Genomic DNA, 24,385 nt, shown 5'->3' on the forward strand with positions numbered 1-24,385 from the left:
ACGTCACCCAAAAATGGATCCGGTTTTGGGACAACGACATGCATCGAACAAAGAGCTAAAGCGCGTCGCAAACGCGACGCGACGTTTGGGCGCAGGCTGAAGGACATGGTTGCAACCAAATTGGCTGCTTTGCGTTGCGGCCATGATGGATAAAAAACCTTTCGAAACGCCAGTCGTGGTCGAGCTCGGCCATGTCGGCAAATATCGCCATATCCACAGCACCCAGGAGGCGGCGGAGTGCCTGATGACGGTGTGGCCGCTCAATCGCGGCCAGCGACATCGTGATGCCCTCGACACTTGCCTCAAAGTGCTGGAAGGTTATCGTTCGACAGCGGATGCGCGCCGGGCGCTGATTGAAGCCGCCAAGGAAGCGGAAGTGCTGGTGCCCGACGACAGACTGCCCGACGACCGGCTGCATTGAGCAGCGGACCTTTCAACCGGAGGATTTCATGGCGAAGCTGACTTACAAGATCGTCGAGCATGACGGCGGCTGGGCCTACAAGGTCGGAGCGACCTTCTCGGAGACGTTTCCCACCCATCACGATGCATTGCGCGCCGCCGAAATCGCTTCGGCCGAGCAGCAGGTTGCCGGGGCCACTGACGGCATCCAGTACGAGGATGCCGACGGCAAATGGCACGATGAACTGGCCGACGGCCGGGACCGGCCGCAGACAGAAATCTCCGACTGAATTTGGATCGGCGACCAGTTTCGGCGACGCACAGCCCAGGGCGCTGATCGCGGACGTCCGGAGAGAAGACGTTCCGCGGCCAGCGCCCACCCTGCAGGCTCTATCTGTTTAGCGTGGTCTTTCCCGAAAACCGGTAAGCCCTTTCGGGATCGTGCTCTGACTACTTGCCGCAATACTGATCGTTGACGTTCCGTCCGGCATTGGCGTCGGGGCCGGCCGTGTTGGAGGCACAAGGCCCGACGGCCCCCGGATTGCCCAGGCTGTTCAATCCGGAGCGATCGCCGTTGATACTGCCGGTGGTCGTGGTGTCGACGGTCGCGGAATCCTCGTTGCCGAAGAGCCAGTTGTGGTGGTTGGAATAAGTGCTGTCCGCCGACTGCGCCAGCGCCGACGTGGCGAGACCGATCGTCAGAACGGATGCTGCGAGAAGTTTCGTGTACATTGAATTACTCCGTATCTTGGCCGCCTTGGGTGCGACACGGGGTAAACCCGGCAATCAGCCGAATGGTTCAGTGAAATTGTCGTGAGGCCGTGGTGATGTCCGAACGGAAAACGCGCGGGCTGCAATGCGCTCGACGAAGGCAATGACCCGTTCCGGCTCGACGAATTGTGGCATGTGGCCGAGATCGTCGACAGCTTCGAAATCAAGCCCTTCGATCTTGTCCTGCATCGGCTCCCCATGAGTGCGGATGTCGATGACGCGATCCGCGGCCCCGAAGAGAATGCCGGCCGGCATCGCGATCTCCCCATAGCGGCCCTCGATGCGGCCGAGATCGCGTTCGATCGCCACGACATCGGAGGACGTGGCATAGAAATGGGCTGGCCTGAGCCCGAGCCATCCGCCTGCCGCGACCATGTAGTCGGCGGGCGGGACTTGCGGCGCGAAGATGAATTCCATTGTCGGCCGCGCATATCTGAGGCTTGTCGGGATGGCCATCGTATAGGCCATGACCCGGCGCAGCAGGCGTGAGGGAATATAGAGCGGGCCGAACTTTTCGCGCCCGCCACCTTCCAGATGGGTCAATGGCGCCAGCAGGGCGATGCCGGAAATCGCCTCGGGATGTTCCACGGCCAGGGTCAGCGCGATGGCGCCGCCCAGGGAATGACCGACCACCAGCGGCTTTTCCAGCCGCAGCGTTTCGATGAAGCACCGCACGATCTCGGCCTGTTCCGGCAGCCGGCCCGTGGCGCCGCGCGCCCGCACCGAATAGCCCGACCCCGGGCGATCGAGCGCGATCAGCCGGTAGCCCGGATCGAACCGCCCGAACAGGGTGGACCTGAAATGATGAAGCTGGGCGCCGAGCCCGTGCAGGAAGACGATCGGCCGCCCCTCGCCCACATCGACATAGTGGATGCGGTTGCCATCTATCTCGATGAATTTTCCGACCGGCGGCACCAGCCTTTCGGCCTTCGCCGCGATCCACTGCGTCGCCAGCACCAGACTGGCGATCCCGAGGACCGCCAGCAGGATAAGCACGGCCAGCAGCCACGACAGAATTGAAAACAGCATTGTTCACCCGGACCAGAACCAGCGTCAGCTTAGCCGCATCCGGTCGTGCCGCAACCTTGCATAGAACCGGATGGTGCGAGGCCGCTCGTACAGGGTGGCATTGCGGCCGCAGCCATGGCGCGCTATCTGACTTGGACCCGTCCCTCCGGAGCCTTCCATGCCCGAAATCGTTACCGCCGCCATGCTCGTCATCGGTGACGAGATACTGTCCGGCCGCACCAAGGACAAGAACATCGGCCATCTCGCCGACATCATGACCGCGATCGGCATCGACCTGAAGGAAGTGCGTATCGTTCCGGACGAGGAAGACGAGATCGTCGCGGCGGTGAATGCCGTGCGCGCACGCTACACCTATGTGTTCACCACCGGTGGCATCGGCCCGACCCACGACGACATCACCGCGGATTCGATTTCCAAGGCCTTCGGCGTGCCTTGCGAATACCATGCCGATGCCTATGCGATGCTGGAGGCAAGCTACGCCGCGCGCGGCATCGAATACACCGAGGCCCGCAAGCGCATGGCGCGGATGCCGCGCGGTGCCGATCTCATCGTCAATCCAGTGTCCGTCGCGCCCGGTTTCCGCATCGGCAACGTCCATGTCATGGCCGGCGTGCCGTCGATCTTCCAGGCCATGCTCGACAATGTCGTGCCGACGCTGAAGGCCGGCACCAAGATGCTGTCGGCAACCGTGCCCTGTCCATTCGGCGAGGGCCTCATCGGCGGGCCGTTGGGCGACATCCAGAAAGCGCATCCGGACACGATCATCGGCTCCTACCCGAAATATGGCGATGGCAAGTTCTGGACTGAACTGGTCGTGCGTGCCCGCAGCCAGGACGCGCTGGACGCGGCGCGCGCCGATGTCGAGGCGATGGTGGCCGGCTTCGCCAGCAATCCGGGCTGATCTGGTGCAGCCCGGAACCAAGCACGACGCCGCAACGTTTCGTCCGCGCGAGTTCGATCGCCCGTAAACCGAGGGATTACCATGCGATTCAAAACCATCGTCGCCATTCTGCAGAACGAACAGGATGCGGAGCGCGTGCTGGACTGCGCCATTCCGCTCGCCAGCCGGTTCGAGAGCCATTTGATCGGCATCCATGCCGAAACGCTTCCGGTGCCCTACACCTCGGCCACCGGCTTTCCGGACACCGAGTTCCTGCAGGTCTCGGCCGACATGAACCGGGAGCGGGCCGAGAAGCTGCAGGCCGTTTTTCTCAAGTATATCGAGAATTCCGGCCTTTCCTTCGAGTGGCGCAGCCTGGAGAGTTTTTCGGGCGACAGCGCGCTGACCGGCATTTCGAGCGTCCGCGCCGCCGATCTGATCATCGCCGCGCAGCGCGAGACAGGCGGTGACCCGAGCGCTGATGTCGACACGCTGGTCTACGACGCCGGCAGGCCGGTGCTGGTGGTGCCGCATTCGGGCCCCCTGATCACCACCTTCAAACGCGTGCTGCTCGCCTGGAACGGCAGCAAGGAAGCGGCCCGCGCCGCCTTCGACGCGCTGCCCTTCATCATCGAAGCAGAGAAAACAGACATACTGGTCATTGACCCACCCGACTCGCTCGACGAGAGCCCGGAGGCCGCCGGCGCCGAGATCGCTTCCGCCCTGTCGCGCCACGGCGCCAACGTCAGCGTCTCGGTGCAGAGATCGGGGGGCAGTTCGGTCGATGACATCATCCAGACCCGGATCACCGAGACCGGCGCCGATCTGCTGGTGCTCGGCGCCTACAGCCACTCATGGCTGCGCCAGCTTCTGTTCGGCGGGGTAACCCGCACTGTGCTGCGCACGGCGCCGATAGCGGCCTTCCTGTCGCGCTGAGTCCACAGCGATCGCTCAGGCCCGCCCTTGCCAAGGCCAAGGCTTTCCAGTTAATTCCGCGCGCATTCCCCTGTTTTCTTGCGCGCGGCACTCGCGCGCTGCGGAGTGCGCGAAATGTCCCTTCCCGAAAAAGCTTTTCCGGTCTCCTGGGACCAGTTCCATCGCGACGCCCGTGCGCTCGCCTGGCGGCTGGCGGGCACCAACAAGGGGCAATGGAAAGCGATCGTCTGCATCACCCGCGGCGGCCTCGTTCCCGCGGCGATCATCTCGCGCGAGCTTGGCATCCGCGTCATCGAGACGGTCTGTGTCGCCTCCTACCACGACTATACCAGCCAGGGGCAGCTGCAGGTGCTGAAGGAGGTGACGCCGGCGTTGCTGGCTGACGACGGCGCCGGCGTGCTGATCGTCGACGACCTGACCGATACCGGCAAGACGGCGGCAATCGTGCGCGCGATGATGCCGAAGGCGCATTTCGCAACCGTCTACGCCAAGCCGAAGGGCCGGCCACTGGTCGATACTTTCGTCACCGAAGTCAGCCAGGACACCTGGATCTATTTTCCATGGGACATGGGCTTCACCTATCAGAAACCGATAGCCGACGACCACGCCGGCTGATTCGTAACCCCTGCCTGTTCCAGATCAGCTGCCGCCGTTGGGCATCGTTTGCTTTCGCAAATGGTCCCGGCAGGCCGGATATTTTGCGGAATCGACGTCTATTGGCGGTAATCGGCGAGATAAGTGAAAGTTTTTACTTTTATTGCGGACAATTGGCCGTAAGATTCGTGAGACGGCAAACGATTCTGGAGGCTGGGGCTAGCTTCTCCGATGTTGACGAGGCCAACGACGCACAATCATCTGGCCGAAAGGGTCCGACGACTCTTCGGCACGGCGCCGTGCCGCCTGCAGGTTGCCGCCCTGCCCTGGCGCGATACCGGGAACGGCGTCGAGGTCATGCTGATTACCAGCCGCGATACCGGTCGCTGGGTGCTTCCCAAGGGTTGGCCGGAGGCCAGGGAGCCGCTCTGCGAGGCCGCGGCGCGCGAGGCCGGCGAGGAAGCCGGACTGCGCGGAAGTGTCTCCCATCTCGAAGCCGGCCGCTACTTCTATGCCAAGGTGTTGGCTTCCGGCGAGGAAGTCCCGTGTGAAGTTCTCGTGTTTCCCCTGCAAGTCGACAAGGTCGCCGACCGCTGGAAGGAAAAGCGCTCCCGCATCCGCAAATGGGTAAGTTCCAGCGAAGCGGTGCGCATGATCAATGAACCCGACCTTTGCCAGATCATCGCCTATTTTTGCGCCGACCCGCACAGCTTCCCCTGACCCTGACGTCAGGCGGTCGCGCCGCGCTGCATTGCCAGACAAAATACGCATCAATGTGAATGCTTTGCTAACGAATCAGGAATACGATTCGGCGGCTTTGGCAAATTCATCGATGGCAACCCCTGCAAAACCAGTTCCGGACGAATCCGATGAGCCCCGGCGCGAGCGCCGCCAGCGTGTCCTCAAGGGTGGCGCCATCATCACCGGAATTTCGAATTCGGAAGTCAGCTGCACGCTGCGCAATCAGCATGAAGGCGGCGCCGAACTGAAGATTACGGTCGAAGCCAGGGTGCCGGATCGCTTTCTGCTCTATGTGCCGGTCGACGGCATTGCCTATCGCTGCGAGGTTCGCTGGCGCCGCAACGACCGGATCGGGGTGCGGTTCACCGGCACCGAACCAAAACCCAGGCTGCATTACGGCTGAACGTGGCGGTCGGGCCTGGCAAGCTCGCGCTCGGCTGGATTGTCGGCCGCGCATTCATTGCCCTCAGGCGGCAAATCGCCGTCGCCGCACCGCAATTCTTTCCCCGTTATCCACATATGTGACACACAAGATGTTGGGGTCACAAAAGCTACGCAAACGAATCCTTGACGGCGCAAAACGAGTCGCCTTTTATAGGCCATGTGCTCCTGTTGAGAGCGCGACCGGAAAGTTCTGAGGCCGGTCTTTTTCCCGGATTATGTGAGTTTTTTCCCGCATTTCCGCCTGTTTGCGAGGCCGGCGGAAGCGTTGGAATTGTGGCGGGCTTGGGGGACGATAGGGAGAATTGTCGGACTGGAATAAATTGTCTGTTAATACTATATTTAGTGTTTGCAGCTAGGTTCGACGCTAGATAGTGTGAATTTCCCTCGGTCGAGGGAATCGGAAAAAAATCAGTTTTGAGGGACCCGTGGGGTTCGTCAGCGAGTTGGACAGGCGCTTCGCAAGGAGTTTGACCAGCAGAGCGGGCGAAGGCTGCGAAATGGAGAGCCGGCCGTTTTCGAACGCCGGCAGACGGCGGACATGCGCGTTTCGCGTTGGGGGCAGAAATCCCCGGGGAAAAGCGCTATATATAGACAAAAGGGACCGGACCAATGCGCATCGAGCGGCGTTTCACCAAGCAAGGGCAATCGGCTTACGCGGAGATCGAATTCCGCAAGGCGCTTTCGGAGATCAAGAATCCGGATGGCTCGGTGGTGTTCCGCCTCGACAACATCGATGTGCCGGCGCAGTTCTCCCAGGTCGCCGCCGACATCCTGGCGCAGAAGTATTTCCGCAAGGCCGGTGTCCCCGCGCGGCTGAAGAAGGTCGAGGAGAACGACGTCCCCTCCTTCCTGTGGCGCTCCGTCGCCGACGAGGCCGAACTTGCCAAGCTGCCGGAAGCCGAGCGCTATGGCTCCGAGATCGACGCCCGCCAGGTCTTCGACCGGCTGGCCGGCACCTGGACCTATTGGGGCTGGAAGGGCGGCTACTTCAAGGCGTCGGAGGAAGACGCGCGCGCCTTCCGCGACGAGCTTGCCTACATGCTGGCCACGCAGCGCGTCGCGCCGAACTCGCCGCAATGGTTCAACACCGGCCTGCACTGGGCTTATGGCATCGACGGCCCGAGCCAGGGCCACTTCTATGTCGACCCGTTCACCGGCAAGCTGACCAAGTCGAAGTCCTCCTACGAGCACCCGCAGCCGCATGCCTGCTTCATCCAGGGCGTGCAGGACGACCTCGTCAACGAGGGAGGCATCATGGACCTTTGGGTGCGTGAAGCGCGCCTGTTCAAATATGGCTCGGGCACCGGCTCCAATTTCTCGCTGCTGCGCGGCGAAGGCGAAAAGCTGTCCGGCGGCGGCCGCTCGTCCGGCCTGATGAGCTTCCTCAAGATCGGCGACCGCGCCGCCGGCGCCATCAAGTCGGGCGGCACGACGCGCCGCGCCGCCAAGATGGTCATCGTCGACGCCGACCACCCCGATATCGAGGAATTCATCGACTGGAAGGTCAATGAAGAGCAGAAGGTCGCCTCGTTGGTGACCGGCTCCAAGATCGTCAAGAAGCATCTCGAAGCGATCATGAAGGCCTGCGTCAACTGCGAAGGCAATGGCGACGACTGCTTCGACCCGTCGATCAACACCGCGCTGAAGCGCGAGATCAAGCTGGCCAAGAAGGACGCGGTGCCGGAAAACTACATCTACCGCGTCATCCAGTTCGCCAAGCAAGGCTACACCTCGATGTCGTTCAAGACCTACGACACCGACTGGGATTCGGACGCCTACCTCACGGTTTCGGGCCAGAACTCCAACAATTCAGTGTCGCTGAAGGACAATTTCCTGCGCGCCGTCGAGGATGACGCCGACTGGCACCTCACCGCCCGCAAGGACGGCAAGGTCCTGAAGACGCTGAAGGCGCGCGATCTCTGGGAAAAGATCGGCTACGCCGCCTGGGCGTCGGCCGATCCGGGCCTGCATTTCAACACGACGATGAACGACTGGCACACCTGCGCCTCCGCCGGTGCGATCCGGGCGTCCAACCCGTGCTCGGAATACATGTTCCTCGACGACACCGCCTGCAACCTCGCCTCGATCAACCTCTTGCCCTACCGCAACGCGGACGGCACCATCGACATATCGGCCTACGAGCACACCGTGCGGCTGTGGACCATCGTGCTGGAGATCTCGGTGATGATGGCGCAGTTCCCGTCGAAGGAGATCGCCAAGCTCTCCTACGAATACCGCACGCTCGGCCTCGGCTATGCCAATATCGGCGGCCTGCTGATGACCTCGGGCATTCCCTATGATTCCGACGAGGGCCGCGCCATCTGCGCCGCACTCACCGCGATCATGACCGGCACCGCCTATGCCACCTCCGCCGAGATGGCTTCCGAGCTCGGCGCCTTCGCCGATTACGACCGCAACGCGCAGAACATGCTGCGCGTCATGCGCAACCATCGCCGCGCCGCCTATGGCGACAAGGACGGCTACGAGAAGCTGGCCGTCAACCCGGTGCCGCTGGTCGCTTCCGACCTCAAGCAGCAGGCGCTTGCCGAGCATGCGAAAGCCGCCTGGGACCGCGCCATCGAGCTCGGCGAGGAGCATGGCTACCGCAACGCGCAGGCGACCGTGATCGCGCCGACCGGCACGATCGGCCTGGTCATGGATTGCGACACCACCGGCATCGAACCCGACTTCGCGCTGGTGAAGTTCAAGAAGCTGGCCGGCGGCGGCTACTTCAAGATCATCAACCGCGCCGTACCGGAAGCGCTGCGCACGCTCGGCTATTCGGAAGCCCAGATCGCCGAGATGGAGGCCTATGCGGTCGGCCACGGCAATCTCAACCAGGCACCCGGCGTCAATCCCGGCTCGCTCAAGGCAAAGGGCTTCACCGACGACAAGATCGCGGCGCTCAACGCGGCGCTGAAGTCGGCCTTCGACATCAAGTTCGTCTTCAACCAGTGGACGCTGGGCGCCGACTGGGTGAAGGAGACATTCGGGTTCACCGACGAGCAGCTCAACGACTTCTCGTTCGAGATGCTGCCGGCGCTCGGCTTCGCCAAGAAGGACATCGAGGCCGCCAACATCCATGTCTGCGGTGCCATGACGCTGGAAGGCGCGCCCTTCCTCAAGGCCGAACACCTTGCCGTGTTCGACTGCGCCAGCCCGTGCGGCAAGATCGGCAAGCGTTCGCTGTCGATCAACAGCCACATCCAGATGATGGCGGCGGCGCAGCCCTTCATCTCGGGCGCCATCTCCAAGACCATCAACATGCCGAACGATGCGACGGTGGAGGACGCCAAGGGCGCCTACATGCTGTCGTGGAAGCTGGCGTTGAAGGCCAACGCGCTCTATCGCGACGGCTCGAAGCTGTCGCAGCCGCTGAATTCCTCGCTGCTCGCCGATGGCGAGGACGACGAGGAGGAAGCCGTCGAGCAGCTGATCGCCGCGCCCGCCGCGCAGCGTGCGGTGCAGATCACCGAACGGATCGTCGAGCGCATTATCGAGCGCGTGTCGCGCGAGCAGGAAAAGCTGCCCGGCCGCCGCAAGGGCTACACCCAGAAGGCCAAGATCGGTGGCAACACCATATTCCTGCGCACCGGCGAATATGATGATGGCCGCCTCGGCGAGATCTTCATCGACATGAACAAGGAAGGCGCGACCCTGCGTGGCCTTCTCAACAACTTCGCCATCGCCATCTCGCTCGGCCTGCAATATGGCGTGCCGCTCGACGAATATGTCCACGCCTTCACCTTCACCAAGTTCGAGCCGGCCGGCATGGTGCAGGGCAACGACGCCATCAAGAGCGCGACGTCGATCCTCGACTACGTGTTCCGCGAACTGGCCATCTCCTATCTCGGCCGCAACGACCTCGCTCATGTCGACCAGTCGGACTTCTCCAACACCGCGCTTGGCCGCAACATCAGCGAAGGCAAGACCGACGCCGTCTCCAAGGGCCTGACCCGTGGCGCCTCGCCGGTGAAGCTGGTGTCGCGCGTCAGCGGCAACGAGCCGAAGGGATTTGCCGGTTCAGCACCTTCCGGCGCCCCTGCCCGCTCGGCGCCCACCGCCTTCTCCGGCTCCAACGTGCTGGCGCTGAAGCCGGCCAGCGACGAGGCGGTCGCCTACAAGCGCGACTATGAGGAGCGGGCCAAGGAACTGGCCGAGGAGATCGCCTTCGAGGGAGCGGCGGGCGCTGCTTCCGAGGCTTCGGACGCCACGGCGGCGCTGTTCACCGACGCCGCGGCCAATGAAGCAGCCGAAGCGAAGAAACTCGCCGCCGACCGCCGCGCCAGGTCGTTGCTCCAGGGCTACACCGGCAATTCCTGCTCCGAGTGCCAGAACTTTACGATGGTGCGGAACGGGACCTGCGAGAAGTGCGACACCTGTGGTGCGACGAGCGGGTGCAGCTGAGAAAGACGGAATCGCGAGTCCCTCCTGACCTGACGCGCCACGACATCTTGCTCAAGGTCAAAGATAGATGGCTCGCCTGACACTCGAAGTTGGCTCACCCTAGGAAAAAGAAGGCCCGGACGCTTTGGCGTCCGGGCCTTCGACTATTTGTGCCAACGCGACGATCCGAACCGCTTAAACGACGCGGGATGATCGCGGCTCAAAAGGCCCGCTAAGCGCGCTAGGAGCATTCCAGGAAAAGTGTGAAACGGTTTTCCCGGGAAAAGCGCACAGCGCTTTCCCTTGGGAATTGCGTCAAAACGAAGAGTTAGAGCGGTTTGCCGTTTCCGTGAAACGGTGAACTGCTCTAGGAGGGGCCATCTCAGCCCGCGCTAGGAAATAGGCCCGCAGGCGGACTGACGGTGGGCCGCGCTATCGACCCAAGTCGTACGCTGGGGATGACCGCTTGCAGGCACTTGTCCACTGCAAGCATCGCCAGCGACCTGCCGCGCGTCAGTCGCGCGATATGGACAGTCCCGCGAGAAGCGGCGCGTACGCGGCGAGCCTGCGGGATATGAATTCGGTGAAGAGCCGCACGCGCTTTGTCTTGCGAGTCTCACCCTGTGTGAGAAGCCAAACGGTTCCGTACATGTGCAGGTCGGTGCCCGGCACCCTCACCAGCAGCGGGTCGGCATCTCCGACGAAGCACGGCAGCGTCGTCATCCCGACCCCTTGCCGTACGGCAACGATCTGCGCCTCACCGTCCGTGGTCCTGAACGGAACCCCCGTGGTGCGAACCTCGCGGACCCAATCGGGGATTCCATGCATGCTTATGACGATCCACCGGATGGGACCAGGCGCGCCCGCACGCGACACGGTTAGCCGATCCCGGGACATGTAGACGCCTCCGAACAGCTCCGGTCCCTTCAGTCCGTGAAGATTGAGCGGTAAAGTTTTGCGGTCGTAGACGACGCGGATCGCCACGTCGGCCTCTCGGTTGGTCAGATTTGCCAGCTCGCCGGACGACACGATTTCCATCTCGATGTCCGGATACAGACGTGCGAAATCGGCGAAGTCCGGCATTAGCAGGTGTGTCGCGAGGGTCGGAGCCAGCGTCACCCTCAGAAGCCCGCGCACGCCTTGGTCGCGCCCGAGGACGCGCGTTTGTAGCTGATGGGACGACGCTTCCATCTGTTCCGCGAGCTCGAGAACCTCCTCGCCCGCGGCCGTCAGGCGGTAGCCCGAGGGCAGCTTTTCGAACATGTGTGCCCCAAGGCGTTCCTCGAGCTGGGCGATGCGTCGCAGCACGGTTGAATGATTCACCCCGAGGTGTGCGGCGGCAGCCCGCACCGAGCCTCCGCGTGCGACGGCAAGAAAGTAGCGAACGTCATCCCAGTCTATCATGGTGCAATCCCGCACCGCGCGGCGCGCCTTCCAAGCCCGTGTCTAGCACGCCAACCACAGGCATGGCGACCGTCACGGTGACATCAGTCGCCCAGCCGGATCGATTTCGCACCACCGATGTGCGCGCTTGCGCACTGAACGTCTCACTCCGGCGGACCCATCTAGAGCGTCTCGGGACGTTCCCGAATGGCCAAGGCGGAAGCCTGGAAGGATGCACGACATGACCAGATTGAATGGAAAGACCGCCGTGATCACCGGCGGCGCCACCGGCATCGGCCGCGCGGCGGCAAAGCGCTTCATCGACGAAGGCGCCTTCGTCTTTATCTTCGGCCGCCGCCAGGAAGCGCTCGACGCCGCTGTGGCTGACCTCGGGCCCAATGCCCGCGCGGTGAAGGGCTCGGTCTCGGATGAGGCCGACCTCGACCGGCTCTACGCGGCGGTGAAGGCCGAGCGCGGAACCCTCGACATCGTCTTCGCCAATGCCGGGGCCGGAGGCCCGCTGCCGCTCGGCCAGATCACCGCCGAGCACATTGATGAAACCTTCGACACCAATGTGAAGGGTACGATCTTCACGGTCCAGAAGGCGTTGCCGCTGATGGGCCCGGGCGGTTCGATCATCCTGACCGGATCGAGCGCCGGCACCACGGGCGCCCCGGGATTCACCGCCTACAGTGCCAGCAAGGCGGCCGTGCGCAATCTCGCGCGGACCTGGGCGGAGGACCTGAAGGGCACCGGCATCCGGGTAAATGTATTGTCGCCCGGGGCGACGGCGACCGAACTCGCGAAGGAAGCGCTGGGCGAGGAGGGCCAGAAGGCCTACGGCGCGATGACTCCGCTCCAGCGCATGGCCGATCCGACGGAGATCGGTGCGGTGGCCGCCTTCCTGGCGTCGCCGGACAGCAGCTTCATGACCGCCAGCGAGGTCGCCGTCGACGGCGGACTGGCGCAACTCTGACCCCAGCGCGGTCCGTGCCTGGCCCGCGCGCAAAGAAAGACAAAGATTATGAAAAAACTCGAAGGTAAGATCGCAGTCATCACGGGCGGAAGCAGCGGGATCGGATTGGCCACAGCCAAGCGCTTCGTAGAAGAAGGAGCGCACGTCGTGATTACCGGGCGAAGAGAGAAAGAGTTGAAGGAGGCCGCGGCCTTCATCATGAGAAACGTTACGGCGGTCGTGGGCGACGTGTCGCTCTTGGAAGATCTGGATCGCCTCTATGCGGTCGTGAAGGAGAAACATGGTCACATCGACATTCTCTTCGCGAACGCGGGCGCGGGGACAATCGCACCGCTCGCGGTCGCCACTGAGGCACATTTTGATCAGACCTTCGATGTGAACGTGAAGGGTCTGTTCTTTACGGTGCAGAAGGCCCTTCCCCTGTTCAAAGACGGCGGTTCGATCATCCTGAACTCTTCAGTGTCGAACGTGTTGGGGCTTCCTGGGTTTAGCACCTACGCCGCGAGTAAGGCGGCTGTACGCAACTTCGCGCGCGCTTGGACACTGGAGCTCAAAGACCGCAAAATCCGCGTCAATGCGATGAGTCCCGGAGCAATCGAGACGCCGGCCTTAGAGACAACGACTGGCCTTACCCCTGAGCAAGCCGAGCAAGCGGCCGCCCAGTTTGCGTCACAGATCCCAATGGGTCGCAGGGGCAAACCAGAGGAAATCGCGGCTGCCGTCACGTTCCTCGCCTCCGATGAAAGTTCTTTCATCACTGGCGTGGATCTCGCCGTCGACGGAGGCATGGCGCAGGTCTGACCCCGGCGTTCAAACAAGATCGGAAAAGCATTATGAGCTATTCAATTATTGGATTCGGCAATATCGGCCGCGCATTGGCCAAGGCGTTTGCCCGCAAAGGCATCGAAGTATCCGTTGCAACCACGCGCGACCCGGAAAGCTTTGCATCCGCTGCGGCCGCGGTCGGTCCCACGATCATTCCTAAAAAACTGGCGGAAGCGGTCAAGGCGGACATCATCTTTTTGGCTGTCCGTTTCGAGTCGCACCCGGAGGTCGCGAAGGCGCTCGCCAGCTGGCAGGGGAAGACCATCGTCGACGTGACCAATGCCTACGGCGTGCCTCCTGAAAAACTGGGGGGACAGCCTTCTACCAAGTTCGTTGCACAGGCATTCTCTGGTGCAAAACTGGTCAAGGGCTTCAACCATCTGGTCGCTGCCGTGCTTGACCAGGATCCGGCCGTGCATGGTGGCAGGAGGGTCGTGTTCCTGGCGAGCGACGATGACGCTGCCGCAGCGGAGATTGGTGTGCTTGCGGAAAAGCTCGGCTTCGCGCCGATCAAACTTGGCGGGCTTTCGGAAGGCGGATTGCTCGTCCAGGCGCGCGGAAACAGCTGGGGTCAACTGATCTTCAAGGACCTGGTCAAGTTCGACGGATGAACAAGCCGTGCCAACCGGCGGGGCCACGAAGCACGGATCGGATCGAGCACGATGCGATCCGTGCGAAATGGAGAAATTCCCATGAGCATTGAGAAGAACATCCAGACGGTGAAGGACTTCTTCGCCGCGATCGGCCGCGGCGACAGGGAGGCTCTGTTGGCGCTGGCCGCCGAAGACATCGAGTGGATCATCCCCGGCAAGGACTGGCCGTTGGCCGGAACGCGCCATGGACACGCCGGCTTGGCGGATTTGCTTGAGACGGCATCCAGGTCGATAGAAACGTCCACGGAACCCCGGGAGTTCGTGGCGCAAGGAGACCGGGTCCTCGTCGTCGGATTCGCCAAGGGGAAGATCAAAGCCACGAACAAGACGTTCGAGGACGACTGGGTCTTCGCCATCACGGTCCGGGACGGCAGGCTGACCAACATCCGGGAATACGTCGACACGCAAGCACTGGCCGGGGCCTCGCAGATGGACGTGTCCGGGCCTGCGTAGCTCCGGCCATCTTCGGCTATCAGGTCGAGTAGACGGTAGATCAGCCGAAAATCGCCTCATTGTACGCCGCGCACTCGTCGAATGCCCAACCCTAAAGGAGATTCCGATGTACGACCAATCCAAGCTATCCGAGTTGATCCGGTTCGCACGTGTAGATGCGGGCTCCACTGTCATTGACGTTTACCCAGGCGACGGCGACTGGACGCGCCTGTTCTCCGACATCGTCGGACCCAAAGGACGGGTCTACAGCTTCGTGCCGGCCGAAGTCGCCCACTTCAAGAACGATCCGGTCGGCCTCATGCGGACGCTCGCGAAGGAGCCGGGCCGAGAGAACGTCGAGGCCGTCTCGGCGGACCTCGTCGCGATGCCGGAGGTCACCCAGCCAGCCGATGTCGTGTGGTTGCACCTGTTCTACCACGATCTCCACACCGCGCTGATTCAGAAGAAGGGCGCGACCGCGGGCCTCTTCAATCGAGCCGTCTACGAGCGGCTGAAGCCCGGTGGGTTCTACGTCATCGTCGACCACGCCGCCGCAGCAGGGTCGGGCACGAGCGACACCCAGGCGCTGCATCGGATCGATCCTGCCTCCGTCCGCGAGGAGGTGGAGGCGGCCGGCTTCGTACTGGACGCGCAAAGCACCATGCTCGCGAGCAACGATGATGCGCACTCGATCAAGGTGTTCGATCCTTCGATCAAGGGCGAGACCGATCGCTTCGCCTATCGGTTCGTGAAGCCCTGACAGGTCCCGGCACCGACTTCATGTCGACCTCCTCGATGGGTGCAGCAAGCCCATCGAGGACATCGAGGCAACCCTGCTTGCCGCCACGTCAGGCACCTACTCGTCCCGCAACACACGCAGCGTCTGCTCGTCAAACAGCGGCTCATCCTGGCCGATGCGGACGAACAGCAGTTTGCGAGCCTCGCCCGCCGGCACCTCGAAATACTGGATGCCGTCAGGCATTTCGCCCCAGTCGCCGCAGGGCGGTTCGGGCACCTCATCGGGGTTGGCGAGCGCCTTCAGTTCTTTCGCGTAAGCTGCGTCGGGGCTGAATGTGTAGCGTTTGACGCCGGTGGGCACGGTTCCCTCGGTGTAAGGCGCCAGCACGCAGCGCGCGCTGACGGCCTTGTCGGTCTTTTCCAGGAACAGCCGCAGCAAGGCAGCCTCGGCGGTTTCGCCGGGCTCGATGTCGAACAGTTCGACAAGAGGGTCGGCCGCACCGCCGTCGCTGTATTTGATGGCGAGAGTGTTGCCGGCGAACTCGAAGTGGATCTGGCGGAAGCCGAAGTCGCAGCGCTGCACCCAGGCGGCAAGACCGATCGTCTTGTCGGCCAGTCTTTCCCAGGCACATTTGTCGACCGGCGGGCGCGACGGCGCCAGCTCGTCCGCACGTGCCATGGCGGATATCGTCAGGGATGCCAACAGGGCGCAGATCCTCATGGCGCTATTCATTGCTGCAACCTGTCAAGGTGAAGGCATCCCACGCCGAGCCATCGGGATTGGCTTTGGCGAAATCGGCTCCTTCGATGAAAGCCGCGCCGAAATCGGGCAGCAACAGCCCTTTCAGCGCAGGAGTTGCTTCGCGGGAATTCAACTGCTCGGCGCCGCCGCCGGTCAAGGCATAGACCTGCCCATCCCATATCCTGCACAGTCCGCTACCGTCCTCCAGTCCGGCTTCGCGATCCTCGTCGGTGCAGGTGTGGCGGATGGTGCCGAGCGGAAACGAATTCTTACCATTGGTCCAGGTGATGTCGGCCGGCAGGCGGATATCGGTATGCGGCACGGTCAGCGAAAACACCTCGGTCGTCGCCGCCGCCGGCTCGTTGTCGATCGGCCGGAACTGCATCACCGCGCCCGAGCGCGGCTCCCGATAGGTGGCGTGGCTCAACAGGCAGTCCTTTGCGCCCGCTGCCTGCATCGGGCCGAGCAGCCCCAGGAAAACCAAGGCCAGTTTGCGAATGATCATCAATGTCCCTGGGAAAGCGTTGTGAGGCCGGGATGCGTGCTGGCCCATACAGTCGCATCATCCGCGCGAAACCATAAGCGAAATTCCAAACAGCTGCCTTTGTGACACCTCGAACGAAAACTTGCCCCGCACGGCCCCCAAACAGTCTGTATGGTCGAGCACAGGGGCCCGAGGAGACAAATGATGCGGCGTTTGGTGATGACGATGGCAATGTCCGCATTCGCGGGCGGCACGGTACTGGCGGCGCCGCCCTATGTCGGGACGTGGTCCAGGGACAGGCAGAACTGCAGCGCGGCCGCGGATGTCCAGCGCCAGACTGTCTTCACCGTGGATCAGTCGGCCCTGTCGCTTCCCGAATTCGGCTGCGAGCACGCGACATTTCACAAATCCGCCACCGGCTGGGTGGCGCATGCGAGCCAGTGCTACGGCGCGGACCCGTCGCTCGCTGAGCCGTTTTCCCGTATCGTCCATATGGTCAGGCACGGCGCCAGGGTGCGGTTCACCTGGCCTGGCTTCGACAGCGGGCCTCTCGCACGCTGCTGAAAGGAAGCCGGCCTCAGACCAGCCCGGCCAGCAAGGCAGCGCCGCCGAGAAAGCCAACGGAACAGACCCAAAGCACCCAGAGCCCGCGCACCCGGCATTCAAGCACCGCCGAGGCGGGGTTGGCGGGATCATAGTGCACGTCGACCTTGCCGCCCTCGACATAGCGCGCCGCCTGGCCGCCGACGAGGCCAGGCAGCGAAGCCGTCACGGTGGCGCCGAAGGCGACGCGGTCGGCGCTGTAGCGCTGGCCGGCGACGCCATAGCTGTAGACGATGCGCGACTTGAAAACAGTGCGCCAGGGTCGATAGCCTTCGAACCGGTCGCGGGTCTTGATTGCCTGCAGGCCCGACGCATCGATGCGGCCGGCGGCGACCGGCCATTTCGCCGCCTGCTCGGCCATCGCTTTCTGGACGAAGCCCATGCGCAGCACGAACAGGCCCATGAACAGCAGCAGCGCTGCCGCACCGAGGTTTTGCGGCTTGGGCAAATGCGGGCCGATTGCCTCCAGCACACCGCCGACGGAGAACACCAGCACCAGCGCGCCGATCACCAGCCCCGCCGAAAGCTGGACCATGAACTTGAAGGCGCCGTCCGGCATGGTGCGCTCGATCACCGCCTTGGCCGGATCGGACGGGTTATAGAAGACGGTCACCTTGGCGCCGCGGGGAAACCGCGCCAGGGTCTCGGTGACTTCGAAATTCCCGAGGTTCTCCTGCACGCTGTAGTGCGAACTCTGGAAAGTCTTGCCGCCCACCTTGTATTCGTAGGTGATCGCCGGAAAATTCCTGATCTCGGTGGCATCGCTGCTCTCCGAGCCGGAGCCCGAGCTTCGGACCTCGCGCGCCTCGACGCGCGAGGAGATGATCTTCCCCGGCGCCGGCAACCAGCGGCTGACCGCCTTCACCTCTCGCCATTTCAGGAAAGTAACGATCGACAGCCCGCCGGCGACCGCGCAGGCAAAGCCGACCAACAGGAACTTGAGCTCCACCTCGTCTCCAATGCCCCAGGGAGTGCAGGAGCCTGCACATAGACAGCAAGGCGACGGCAATGTCTTGTCCAATCGCAAAGGCCGCACTATTCGGTTGATCCAGGTCAACGCGCATCGAGCGCTCGTCCTGTCTCCTCGGCAATCCTCGGAGGGAGAACAACATGTCGACTTACGACCTCATGGTTACCACCGCTGTCCTGCTCAGTTTCGGGTCATTTTCCGCGGTTCTGGCCTATGCCACCATCGACGAGTCGTACCGCCGGCAACCAAGCCGGCAACCAAGATAGGATCCGGCCGTAGCGTTGGCGGCACTGCTAACCGTCGGATTGCGCTGTTTCAGTTGGCGTTGGCGACGATCGTTTGTCCGCCGGCGAAAGCGCGCCATTGCCGTTCATCGCCCTGGAATACGTTGAGGTCGATGCGGCCGGTGACGCCATGCGACAGGCCGGAGCCGGAATACTGCCAGAACAGCCACTTGCGGCCGGGATAGACCTTTGACGGGTGCGCCGCCACCGCGCGCAGCCAGAACGGGTAGTCGAGGAATTCGCTCCTGAGATTGTCGCGATAGAAATCGGGCGAGGTGTAGATGATGGGCCGCTGGCCGTAGTGGCGCTCCAGCTTGTCCATGAACACCTGCATCTTCTCCAGTACCTTTTCGCGCGACGGCCGCCTCTTGCAGCTGGATTCGCCGTTCCACTCGACGTCGATCACCGGTGGCAGCGCGCCATCCATCTTCGGCACATTGCGGATGAACCAGTCGGCCTGTTCGCCCGCGGTGCGGCACCAGTAGAAGAAGTGATAAGCCCCGCGCTTCAGGCCGGCGGCGTCGGCGTTGCGCCAGTTCTTCATGAACATCGGATCGAGATGGTCGCCGCCATCTGTCGCCTTGATGTAGGCGAAGTTGGCGCCTTGCGCGCGCAGCTTTTCCCAGTTGACGTTGCCTTGCCAGCGCGAGACGTCGACGCCATGAACGGCGAGGTGCCGGGGCGAAGCCTTGCCGAAATTGATCGGCTTGGCGTCGCGAAAGCCGTAGCGGGTGAGCGGCCCGGCAAGCATTGGCGGGGCGGCGCGGCTCAACAGCCTTGGCTTCGATACCAGCGCGGCCGGCTCGACCGGCAGCCCGCCGACATCCGACACTTCAGGCGCCGGAAACGCCACCGTCTCTTCCTCCGCCAGGCCGAAAGGCCGTGCATTGTCGTCCACCGGCGCCTTTTCGGCCCTCGGCGCCCTGCTGGCCATCGCCGCCGGGACTGCCGTCAACGGTGCCGGCGGGCGCACCACGGAACTGGTGGTCTCGCTCGACGGTTTCTGCAAATCCAGCGCATCGATGCCGGCCGTCGACGTGCAACCGGCAAGGCAAAGCGATGCGATCAAGAAACTGATGACGCCCGGTATCCGCATCTGGACCTGTACTCAAAACACAACAGACCGAGGGCAAAACGGCAGCCGACGGACAAACCAGATCGAGTTATGAACGAGAAATTACCAATAAAGTTTGAATCAAGTTTTTTCGTGCATGCCGGGCGGCGAAATCCGGCCTTCGGCACCAACGGCCAGGCCAGCCTTGACAGCGCCACGATGTCCCTGTTGAGACAATACGCACCGTCTCGCGCTTGCCGCCGACACGATCCCCGCAAAGGCGCCCGATGATTGCATTGCAGCGACTGGACCTTGCCCTCCTGCTCGCCATCCCTTCAGGCGCCTGCTCGACAGTGGCAGCTGAGTAGCGTTTTCATCACGGAGCCGGCGTGCAATCCTTCATCGATCAAAGTGTTTCTTTCATCGAGACGCACCAGGCCTGGGCCGGTGTCATCGTAGGGCTGCTGGCTTTCGGTGAATCGCTGATCCTGATCGGCATCTTTTTGCCTGGCACCACCGTGCTGGTGATCGTCGGCGGCCTGGTTGGCGCGGGCATCGTCGAGCCGTTGCCCGTTCTGCTCGCCGCAATGATCGGGGCAGCACTTGGCGACACTATCTCCTATCTTCTCGGCAGATGGCTGGGACGCGGTGTCGTCCATAAATGGCCGCTCAACCGCTACCGCCGCGAGATCGCCAGGGCACGCCTGTTCTTCCGGCGCTATGGTTTCGCCGCGATCTTCGCCGGCCGCTTCTTCGGTCCGGTGCGCGCCACCGTGCCGCTGGTCGCAGGCATGATGGGCATGAACCGGCGCCTGTTCCAGATCGCCAACATCCTGTCGGCGATCATCTGGGCGCCGGTCGTGCTGTCGCCGGGATGGCTGGTTGCCAAGGGCGCCGGCGGTTTCGCGGAGCCCGGCGCGACCAGCCGGTTCGGCATGGCGGCGATCGCGGCCGTGACGGTGATCATCGTCGCCGTGGCCGTCGTCAAGCTCCGCGGCAGGCGCGACGCGCGACACTAGCCCTTCCTGAAGACACCGATCATCGGCCCCAGGTTCCAGTAGTCATCGTTGCGGCCGATCGCCGGCGCAAGCAGGCTTGATATCGTGCCGTCGAGGAACAGCGCGTTGTCGCAGCCGAGCGCATCGCGAAACAGGCGGGCGAACGCATGGAAGGTCACCGTGCCGTTCGAAATCGCGAAGATGGCGACACCGTCCTTGCGCACCCCGACACCGTCGCGGATCTTGCGCGAGGTGCTGTCGGCCAGGAACTTTGGATGCAGACGGCCATCGATCACCAGCATCGGCCCGGATTGCGTCGCGTAGTCGACGGGCGGCCGAGCTCTGAGGAAATCCCTGGTCGAACGGACCGCGGCCTTGCCGCCGCTCATGTAGAAAATGCCGTTCGGCTGCATGGAAAAATTGCCGCTTCCCGAACCGACCTTCGCGGATGTGATTTCCTGGCCATGCTCGACATAGAGACCAACCGGATCAAGGTTCGGGTGATACATGCCGGCATTGATGGCAAACAGCATCGTGCGCCCAGCCGCCTGTTGCGAGGCATGGAGATTGTGCAGCGACTGAAAGGGCTTGCCCGCCGGATCCTTCCAGAACAGTTCGATCGCATAGCGTTTCGGGTCGACCTCGCAAACAAGATAGCTGGTCGCCTCAAAGGCCACGTCCCGGCATGGCGGCAGCGAGGCGACCCATTGGCCAAAGCCCATGCCGAGTGCCGCCACCGACGGCAGCGCGCCCTTGGCCAGCGCCAGCAGCAGCGGCATTGATTGGAGGAGGGTCAAGAGATCCATGCGCGTACCGGAATCGAACTTCAGGGTCCGGTACGGGTATAGCCCGTTTCAAGCGATACTGTGGAAGCCCTAGACGAGCCACCCCATGGCGACGCTCAACAGCAGGACGACGCCAAGCACGCCGCGATAGATGACGAACGGCCAGGCCGAGAAGCGCTCCAGCACGCGCATCAGGCCCCATATGGCGAAGAAGGCGGAAACCGAGGCGACGACCAACCCCACCGCCAGCACCGACCAGCCGTGGGCGTCGAGATGGACCTTGTGCAGTTCCCAAAGTTCCTTGAGACCGGCGAGTGCAATGGCGGGCAGCCCGAGCAGGAAGGAGAAACGCGCCGCCTCGGCCCGCTTGAAGCCGAGCCCCAGTGCTGCCGTCAGGGTCGAGCCCGAGCGTGAGACGCCGGGAATCAGCGCGCCGATCTGGGCGACGCCGACAAGCAGCGCATCGGTTAGCGACGCTTCGCCGATGGTGCGCCGGTGGCGGGCGAAAATCTCGGCCAACGCCAGCAGGATCGCCATCGCGATGCAGGCCCAACCGATGACCGTCAGGCTGCGGAGCGGCGAATTGCAGGCGTTGAGTACGCCCGACAGCGCCACTCCGGCGATAACGATCGGGATGGTCGCCAGCACGATCCACAGCGCCAGCCTGAAATGCTGGTTGGCGAAATCGCGTCGCGTCAGAGCGTTGAGCGAACCAAACAGGATATCCCTGACATCGCTCCAGAAATAGCTGACCACCGCGGCAAGGGCCGCCAGCTGCATGGCGGCGGAGAAGGCGGAACCCGGATCCTGCCAGCCGAGCACGGCCGGGACGATGCGCATATGGGCGGTCGACGAAATCGGCAGCAATTCGGTGATGCCTTGCACCACGCCGAGAAACGCCACCTTGGCGAATCCCAAACCGACGAAGCCGGTGTCCACGCCTTGAGTACACATTCCGGCCATGTCGAATTCCGTGCGAGAGATCGAACTTGCGCGGGACCAACCGGTGCCGGTCAGCCCCGCGGGAGCCTTACCCTCATGCAGCGGAGAATCAATTTACGGATTTGTAAGCTTGGCGCCGCCGCGCCGAAATACGCGTCATTCCCCAGCGAAGGCCCACGGGCCGGTCTGTGTTTTCATAGGGGACAATCGCAACACGATTACGGGCACAGCCAGAGTTTCTGGCAGGTCCTGGCGATCACATGCGCCGGCGGCACGACAGGCTCATCGACGTAAGGCCGGCGAACCCGTTCGAGCAGCATGCGCACCTGTTCCGGGCGCACACGGTCGCGCTCCATCACAAGCAGGACCATCGGATCGCTCAAAAGCTCGTCCAGGGTGCTGATGCTGTCGTTCATCCGTCGTCTCCTCGAATGCCGGGCCCGCACCTGCTAGATAGGGAGACAATAATGGCCCGCCAATGACGCTTTGCCGGCTATCTCGTGTCTCTTTGGATCAAATTTTGGTCAGACTTGCGCGCTCCCGTCCCACCTCGCGAGAGAACGCAAGAACCTAGTTCGGCGGCGGTGCGCCGTCATATTGCGGCAGGCCGTCATCGAGCATCACCCAAGGCTGCTTCGAATCCGTGAAAATATGCATTTGCGGCTTGAAGACCGTGGGATCATCGAGCGAACCGGTGGTGATGCCGATGATGCCGGCGGAATCGCGCCGGGAAAACATCGTCGTGCCGCAGCTTGGACAAAAGCCCCGCTTGAGGTCCGGCGACGTGTTCACCGTCGCCAGCGGCCCCTCGATCTTCACATCGTCGATGCGAAACAGCACGCGCGCGTTGAAGGCGGCGCCGATCGCCTTCTGGCACAGCCGGCAGTGGCATATGCGTTCGTTGATGGGGTCGGCGTCCGCGCGATAGCGCACCGCCTTGCACAGGCATCCGCCTTCATATCTTGCCATTGCCCGGATCCATTGGTGGAGTGAATGAGCGGCAAGGTAATGGCGGGGCCGATTGGGTCAATTGAAAAGCTTTGATACAACGTCATCGATTATCGTGATGCGGGGATCTAAAGCCATGACGCCAGACATCGAAACCTTGGGCATCGCAGCCCTGTTCGGGCCGCCCTCGCCCGCCCGCGACCACACCGACGCCAGGATCATGGCCGCCGCCGCTGGCATCGGCTTCATGGCGGTCCGGAATTTTCCCGGCGATGACTGGCTGACGCCGGACAAACGAGCACTATTGCTGCCTATCTTCGCGCTTTCCGACGCGGAGAAGCAGAAATTGCTGCGTTGGAATTTCGATCGGACGAAGAAGAACGTCTATCGCGGCTGGTTCCCGCTGCAGCCGACAGCCGTTTCCTACAAGGAAGGCATCGACATGGGACCGGATCTTGCCCATGCGGTTGATATCTTGGCGTCCGACGATCCGCTCCGCGAGCCGACACCCTTGCCGGCCGAAGAGGCCCTGCCCGGCTGGCGCACGGCGGCGGCGGATTACTATCGCGCGATGGAAGCGGTCGGCAACGCGCTGATGCGCTCGATCGCCCGCGGGCTTGGCCTGCCGGAAACGATCTTCGATGGCCATTTCGAGCATGGCATCTCGACGCTGCGCCTGATCCGTTACCCCTTGCGTGACGCCAATGCGGGCGTCGATACCAGCGGGCCGGAATTTTCCATCGTCCACAAGGGCGAGACGCGCACCGTCATCGGCCGCGAACATGCCGATTCCGGCTTCGTCACCTTGCTGGCGCAGGACGGCGTCGAGGGTTTGCAGGCAAAGAACCTGGCCGGCGAATGGATCGACGTGCCGCCGGCCGACGGCACGCTGGCGGTGAATTTCGGCCAGTTGCTGGAGCGCTGGACCGGCGGGCGTGTCCGGGCGACGCGGCACCGGGTGATTGCGCCGAAGACAGCGCGGTTCTCGATCCCGTTCTTCTACGAACCGCGCGTCGACGCCGAGATAGCACCGTTGCCGCTGAGCGGCACGGAGCCCTTCGAGCCGTTTCTCTATGGCGACTATCTCTGGGACTCGGCGACGAACTTCGTCGAGATGAGTGGCATCAAGCATCTCAGGCAACCGCGCCGTGCCAAGGCTTCCTGAGCCGGGTGCGGTCGTCGTCGGGGCAGTCCTGTATCAAAGCGTTCTGGCGAGCTCTTCAAGCTGGTCCGTGCACTGGCCTCAGCCCACGTGGAAACCCATCTTCTCGTGCTGTTCGCGGTCAGCCACGCTCCAATGCCGAACGCGGGCGACGTAGCGGGTCCTGCCCTCGCCTTCATCCTCGAACGCGACAACATCCATGCCGCGTCGATCTGGTGGGGAAAGA

At 63.0% G+C, this 24,385-nt stretch carries 27 protein-coding genes and 1 pseudogene; 16 read left to right on the forward strand and 12 right to left on the reverse strand.

Annotated features, from left to right (window positions below):
• Positions 1 to 142 precede the first annotated feature (142 nt).
• Positions 143 to 421 (forward strand): DUF982 domain-containing protein, encoded by a 279-nt coding sequence (locus AC56QP_RS02495; RefSeq protein WP_489861078.1) that lies wholly within the window; start codon positions 143 to 145, stop codon positions 419 to 421.
• 28 nt (positions 422 to 449) lie between these two features.
• Positions 450 to 689, forward strand: a complete 240-nt coding sequence (locus AC56QP_RS02500) for a DUF2188 domain-containing protein (RefSeq protein WP_091578370.1) — start codon at positions 450 to 452, stop codon at positions 687 to 689.
• A gap of 160 nt (positions 690 to 849) precedes the next feature.
• Here AC56QP_RS02500 and AC56QP_RS02505 read toward each other — a convergent pair whose 3' ends face one another.
• Both AC56QP_RS02505 and AC56QP_RS02510 read right to left on the reverse strand, forming a co-directional pair.
• Complete coding sequence (locus AC56QP_RS02505; protein ID WP_489861077.1) at positions 850 to 1,131, reverse strand: hypothetical protein; 282 nt, start codon at positions 1,129 to 1,131, stop codon at positions 850 to 852.
• Between the two features lie 54 nt (positions 1,132 to 1,185).
• On the reverse strand, positions 1,186 to 2,199 hold the full coding sequence (locus AC56QP_RS02510) for an alpha/beta fold hydrolase (RefSeq protein ID WP_489861076.1): 1,014 nt from the start codon (positions 2,197 to 2,199) through the stop codon (positions 1,186 to 1,188).
• Between the two features lie 157 nt (positions 2,200 to 2,356).
• Between AC56QP_RS02510 and AC56QP_RS02515 the strand changes: the two genes are divergently transcribed.
• The 6 genes from AC56QP_RS02515 to AC56QP_RS02540 all read left to right on the forward strand — a co-directional run bounded on the left by AC56QP_RS02515 (position 2,357) and on the right by AC56QP_RS02540 (position 10,201).
• Positions 2,357 to 3,100 carry a competence/damage-inducible protein A gene (locus AC56QP_RS02515; protein ID WP_489861075.1) on the forward strand — a complete coding sequence of 248 codons (744 nt, stop codon included), beginning with the start codon at positions 2,357 to 2,359 and terminating at the stop codon, positions 3,098 to 3,100.
• Between the two features lie 81 nt (positions 3,101 to 3,181).
• Positions 3,182 to 4,015 (forward strand): universal stress protein, encoded by an 834-nt coding sequence (locus AC56QP_RS02520; protein WP_489861074.1) that lies wholly within the window; start codon positions 3,182 to 3,184, stop codon positions 4,013 to 4,015.
• A 114-nt stretch (positions 4,016 to 4,129) separates the two neighbouring features.
• Entirely contained in the window at positions 4,130 to 4,630 is a 501-nt protein-coding gene (gene gpt / locus AC56QP_RS02525; RefSeq protein WP_489861073.1) for a xanthine phosphoribosyltransferase, read from the forward strand.
• Positions 4,631 to 4,840: 210 nt separating this feature from the next.
• Positions 4,841 to 5,329 carry an NUDIX hydrolase gene (locus AC56QP_RS02530; RefSeq protein WP_256750935.1) on the forward strand — a complete coding sequence of 163 codons (489 nt, stop codon included), beginning with the start codon at positions 4,841 to 4,843 and terminating at the stop codon, positions 5,327 to 5,329.
• A 112-nt stretch (positions 5,330 to 5,441) separates the two neighbouring features.
• The gene (locus tag AC56QP_RS02535; protein WP_489861072.1) at positions 5,442 to 5,753 is read left to right on the forward strand and encodes a PilZ domain-containing protein; all 312 of its coding nucleotides are present in this window, start codon (positions 5,442 to 5,444) and stop codon (positions 5,751 to 5,753) included.
• 650 nt (positions 5,754 to 6,403) lie between these two features.
• Positions 6,404 to 10,201 carry a vitamin B12-dependent ribonucleotide reductase gene (locus AC56QP_RS02540; RefSeq protein WP_489861071.1) on the forward strand — a complete coding sequence of 1,266 codons (3,798 nt, stop codon included), beginning with the start codon at positions 6,404 to 6,406 and terminating at the stop codon, positions 10,199 to 10,201.
• A 492-nt stretch (positions 10,202 to 10,693) separates the two neighbouring features.
• Here the strand turns inward: AC56QP_RS02540 and AC56QP_RS02545 are convergent, their stop codons facing one another.
• Entirely contained in the window at positions 10,694 to 11,584 is an 891-nt protein-coding gene (locus AC56QP_RS02545) for a LysR family transcriptional regulator (protein ID WP_489861070.1), read from the reverse strand.
• Between the two features lie 220 nt (positions 11,585 to 11,804).
• Between AC56QP_RS02545 and AC56QP_RS02550 the strand changes: the two genes are divergently transcribed.
• From AC56QP_RS02550 to AC56QP_RS02570, 5 genes are all read left to right on the forward strand, one after another.
• Positions 11,805 to 12,539 carry an SDR family NAD(P)-dependent oxidoreductase gene (locus tag AC56QP_RS02550; RefSeq protein ID WP_489861069.1) on the forward strand — a complete coding sequence of 245 codons (735 nt, stop codon included), beginning with the start codon at positions 11,805 to 11,807 and terminating at the stop codon, positions 12,537 to 12,539.
• A 48-nt stretch (positions 12,540 to 12,587) separates the two neighbouring features.
• Positions 12,588 to 13,340 carry an SDR family NAD(P)-dependent oxidoreductase gene (locus AC56QP_RS02555; protein ID WP_192384179.1) on the forward strand — a complete coding sequence of 251 codons (753 nt, stop codon included), beginning with the start codon at positions 12,588 to 12,590 and terminating at the stop codon, positions 13,338 to 13,340.
• A 32-nt stretch (positions 13,341 to 13,372) separates the two neighbouring features.
• Positions 13,373 to 13,975, forward strand: coding sequence for an NADPH-dependent F420 reductase (locus AC56QP_RS02560; protein WP_489861068.1), 603 nt, complete (start codon positions 13,373 to 13,375; stop codon positions 13,973 to 13,975).
• Between the two features lie 81 nt (positions 13,976 to 14,056).
• A complete protein-coding gene (locus tag AC56QP_RS02565; RefSeq protein ID WP_489861067.1) occupies positions 14,057 to 14,470 on the forward strand; it encodes a nuclear transport factor 2 family protein in 414 nt (137 codons plus the stop codon).
• 106 nt (positions 14,471 to 14,576) lie between these two features.
• On the forward strand, positions 14,577 to 15,209 hold the full coding sequence (locus AC56QP_RS02570; protein ID WP_489861066.1) for a class I SAM-dependent methyltransferase: 633 nt from the start codon (positions 14,577 to 14,579) through the stop codon (positions 15,207 to 15,209).
• 96 nt (positions 15,210 to 15,305) lie between these two features.
• Here AC56QP_RS02570 and AC56QP_RS02575 read toward each other — a convergent pair whose 3' ends face one another.
• Together AC56QP_RS02575 and AC56QP_RS02580 are read right to left on the reverse strand one after the other, a co-directional pair.
• The gene (locus AC56QP_RS02575; RefSeq protein WP_489861065.1) at positions 15,306 to 15,866 is read right to left on the reverse strand and encodes a hypothetical protein; all 561 of its coding nucleotides are present in this window, start codon (positions 15,864 to 15,866) and stop codon (positions 15,306 to 15,308) included.
• 46 nt (positions 15,867 to 15,912) lie between these two features.
• Positions 15,913 to 16,434 (reverse strand): hypothetical protein, encoded by a 522-nt coding sequence (locus AC56QP_RS02580; RefSeq protein WP_489861064.1) that lies wholly within the window; start codon positions 16,432 to 16,434, stop codon positions 15,913 to 15,915.
• Between the two features lie 204 nt (positions 16,435 to 16,638).
• On the opposite strand from AC56QP_RS02580, the gene AC56QP_RS02585 reads away from it, so the two are divergent.
• Positions 16,639 to 16,977: a hypothetical protein gene (locus tag AC56QP_RS02585; RefSeq protein WP_497109020.1), complete on the forward strand. Its 339-nt coding sequence runs from the start codon at positions 16,639 to 16,641 to the stop codon at positions 16,975 to 16,977.
• Positions 16,978 to 16,990: 13 nt separating this feature from the next.
• Here the strand turns inward: AC56QP_RS02585 and AC56QP_RS02590 are convergent, their stop codons facing one another.
• Together AC56QP_RS02590 and AC56QP_RS02595 are read right to left on the reverse strand one after the other, a co-directional pair.
• Positions 16,991 to 17,965, reverse strand: a complete 975-nt coding sequence (locus AC56QP_RS02590) for a DUF3592 domain-containing protein (protein ID WP_489861062.1) — start codon at positions 17,963 to 17,965, stop codon at positions 16,991 to 16,993.
• A 336-nt stretch (positions 17,966 to 18,301) separates the two neighbouring features.
• Positions 18,302 to 19,366, reverse strand: a complete 1,065-nt coding sequence (locus tag AC56QP_RS02595) for a glycoside hydrolase family 25 protein (RefSeq protein WP_489861061.1) — start codon at positions 19,364 to 19,366, stop codon at positions 18,302 to 18,304.
• 347 nt (positions 19,367 to 19,713) lie between these two features.
• Between AC56QP_RS02595 and AC56QP_RS02600 the strand changes: the two genes are divergently transcribed.
• Entirely contained in the window at positions 19,714 to 20,343 is a 630-nt protein-coding gene (locus AC56QP_RS02600; RefSeq protein WP_489861060.1) for a DedA family protein, read from the forward strand.
• Here AC56QP_RS02600 and AC56QP_RS02605 read toward each other — a convergent pair.
• The 4 genes from AC56QP_RS02605 to AC56QP_RS02620 form a co-directional block, all read right to left on the reverse strand.
• Positions 20,340 to 21,128 (reverse strand): phosphodiester glycosidase family protein, encoded by a 789-nt coding sequence (locus tag AC56QP_RS02605; protein WP_489861059.1) that lies wholly within the window; start codon positions 21,126 to 21,128, stop codon positions 20,340 to 20,342. The two genes, AC56QP_RS02600 and AC56QP_RS02605, sit on opposite strands and share 4 nt — an antisense overlap.
• Positions 21,129 to 21,197: 69 nt before the next feature.
• Positions 21,198 to 22,070, reverse strand: a complete 873-nt coding sequence (gene uppP, locus AC56QP_RS02610; RefSeq protein ID WP_489861058.1) for an undecaprenyl-diphosphatase UppP — start codon at positions 22,068 to 22,070, stop codon at positions 21,198 to 21,200.
• 197 nt (positions 22,071 to 22,267) lie between these two features.
• Positions 22,268 to 22,465, reverse strand: a complete 198-nt coding sequence (locus tag AC56QP_RS02615; protein ID WP_489861057.1) for a hypothetical protein — start codon at positions 22,463 to 22,465, stop codon at positions 22,268 to 22,270.
• Between the two features lie 154 nt (positions 22,466 to 22,619).
• A complete protein-coding gene (locus AC56QP_RS02620) occupies positions 22,620 to 23,018 on the reverse strand; it encodes a GFA family protein (protein WP_489861056.1) in 399 nt (132 codons plus the stop codon).
• Between the two features lie 115 nt (positions 23,019 to 23,133).
• Between AC56QP_RS02620 and AC56QP_RS02625 the strand changes: the two genes are divergently transcribed.
• Complete coding sequence (locus AC56QP_RS02625; RefSeq protein WP_489861055.1) at positions 23,134 to 24,162, forward strand: isopenicillin N synthase family dioxygenase; 1,029 nt, start codon at positions 23,134 to 23,136, stop codon at positions 24,160 to 24,162.
• A gap of 78 nt (positions 24,163 to 24,240) precedes the next feature.
• Here AC56QP_RS02625 and AC56QP_RS02630 read toward each other — a convergent pair.
• A pseudogene (locus AC56QP_RS02630) lies at positions 24,241 to 24,354 on the reverse strand (polyketide cyclase); the annotation flags it as partial.
• Positions 24,355 to 24,385 lie beyond the last annotated feature (31 nt).

The sequence above is a fragment of the Mesorhizobium sp. RCAM 05104 genome (genome assembly GCF_059683645.1).

Coding starts and splice junctions, on each gene's coding strand:
- AC56QP_RS02510 (WP_489861076.1), bottom strand. CDS start 2,199: ATGCTGTTTTCAATTCTGTCGTGGCTGCTGGCCGTGCTTATCCTGCTG.
- AC56QP_RS02575 (WP_489861065.1), bottom strand. CDS start 15,866: ATGGCACGTGCGGACGAGCTGGCGCCGTCGCGCCCGCCGGTCGACAAA.
- AC56QP_RS02620 (WP_489861056.1), bottom strand. CDS start 23,018: ATGGCAAGATATGAAGGCGGATGCCTGTGCAAGGCGGTGCGCTATCGC.
- AC56QP_RS02560 (WP_489861068.1), top strand. CDS start 13,373: ATGAGCTATTCAATTATTGGATTCGGCAATATCGGCCGCGCATTGGCC.
- AC56QP_RS02615 (WP_489861057.1), bottom strand. CDS start 22,465: ATGAACGACAGCATCAGCACCCTGGACGAGCTTTTGAGCGATCCGATG.
- AC56QP_RS02505 (WP_489861077.1), bottom strand. CDS start 1,131: ATGTACACGAAACTTCTCGCAGCATCCGTTCTGACGATCGGTCTCGCC.
- AC56QP_RS02595 (WP_489861061.1), bottom strand. CDS start 19,366: ATGCGGATACCGGGCGTCATCAGTTTCTTGATCGCATCGCTTTGCCTT.
- AC56QP_RS02580 (WP_489861064.1), bottom strand. CDS start 16,434: ATGATCATTCGCAAACTGGCCTTGGTTTTCCTGGGGCTGCTCGGCCCG.
- AC56QP_RS02585 (WP_497109020.1), top strand. CDS start 16,639: ATGGCAATGTCCGCATTCGCGGGCGGCACGGTACTGGCGGCGCCGCCC.
- AC56QP_RS02605 (WP_489861059.1), bottom strand. CDS start 21,128: ATGGATCTCTTGACCCTCCTCCAATCAATGCCGCTGCTGCTGGCGCTG.
- AC56QP_RS02515 (WP_489861075.1), top strand. CDS start 2,357: ATGCCCGAAATCGTTACCGCCGCCATGCTCGTCATCGGTGACGAGATA.
- AC56QP_RS02545 (WP_489861070.1), bottom strand. CDS start 11,584: ATGATAGACTGGGATGACGTTCGCTACTTTCTTGCCGTCGCACGCGGA.
- AC56QP_RS02625 (WP_489861055.1), top strand. CDS start 23,134: ATGACGCCAGACATCGAAACCTTGGGCATCGCAGCCCTGTTCGGGCCG.
- AC56QP_RS02535 (WP_489861072.1), top strand. CDS start 5,442: ATGGCAACCCCTGCAAAACCAGTTCCGGACGAATCCGATGAGCCCCGG.
- AC56QP_RS02550 (WP_489861069.1), top strand. CDS start 11,805: ATGACCAGATTGAATGGAAAGACCGCCGTGATCACCGGCGGCGCCACC.
- AC56QP_RS02530 (WP_256750935.1), top strand. CDS start 4,841: ATGTTGACGAGGCCAACGACGCACAATCATCTGGCCGAAAGGGTCCGA.
- uppP (WP_489861058.1), bottom strand. CDS start 22,070: ATGGCCGGAATGTGTACTCAAGGCGTGGACACCGGCTTCGTCGGTTTG.
- gpt (WP_489861073.1), top strand. CDS start 4,130: ATGTCCCTTCCCGAAAAAGCTTTTCCGGTCTCCTGGGACCAGTTCCAT.
- AC56QP_RS02570 (WP_489861066.1), top strand. CDS start 14,577: ATGTACGACCAATCCAAGCTATCCGAGTTGATCCGGTTCGCACGTGTA.
- AC56QP_RS02540 (WP_489861071.1), top strand. CDS start 6,404: ATGCGCATCGAGCGGCGTTTCACCAAGCAAGGGCAATCGGCTTACGCG.
- AC56QP_RS02520 (WP_489861074.1), top strand. CDS start 3,182: ATGCGATTCAAAACCATCGTCGCCATTCTGCAGAACGAACAGGATGCG.
- AC56QP_RS02565 (WP_489861067.1), top strand. CDS start 14,057: ATGAGCATTGAGAAGAACATCCAGACGGTGAAGGACTTCTTCGCCGCG.
- AC56QP_RS02555 (WP_192384179.1), top strand. CDS start 12,588: ATGAAAAAACTCGAAGGTAAGATCGCAGTCATCACGGGCGGAAGCAGC.
- AC56QP_RS02495 (WP_489861078.1), top strand. CDS start 143: ATGATGGATAAAAAACCTTTCGAAACGCCAGTCGTGGTCGAGCTCGGC.
- AC56QP_RS02500 (WP_091578370.1), top strand. CDS start 450: ATGGCGAAGCTGACTTACAAGATCGTCGAGCATGACGGCGGCTGGGCC.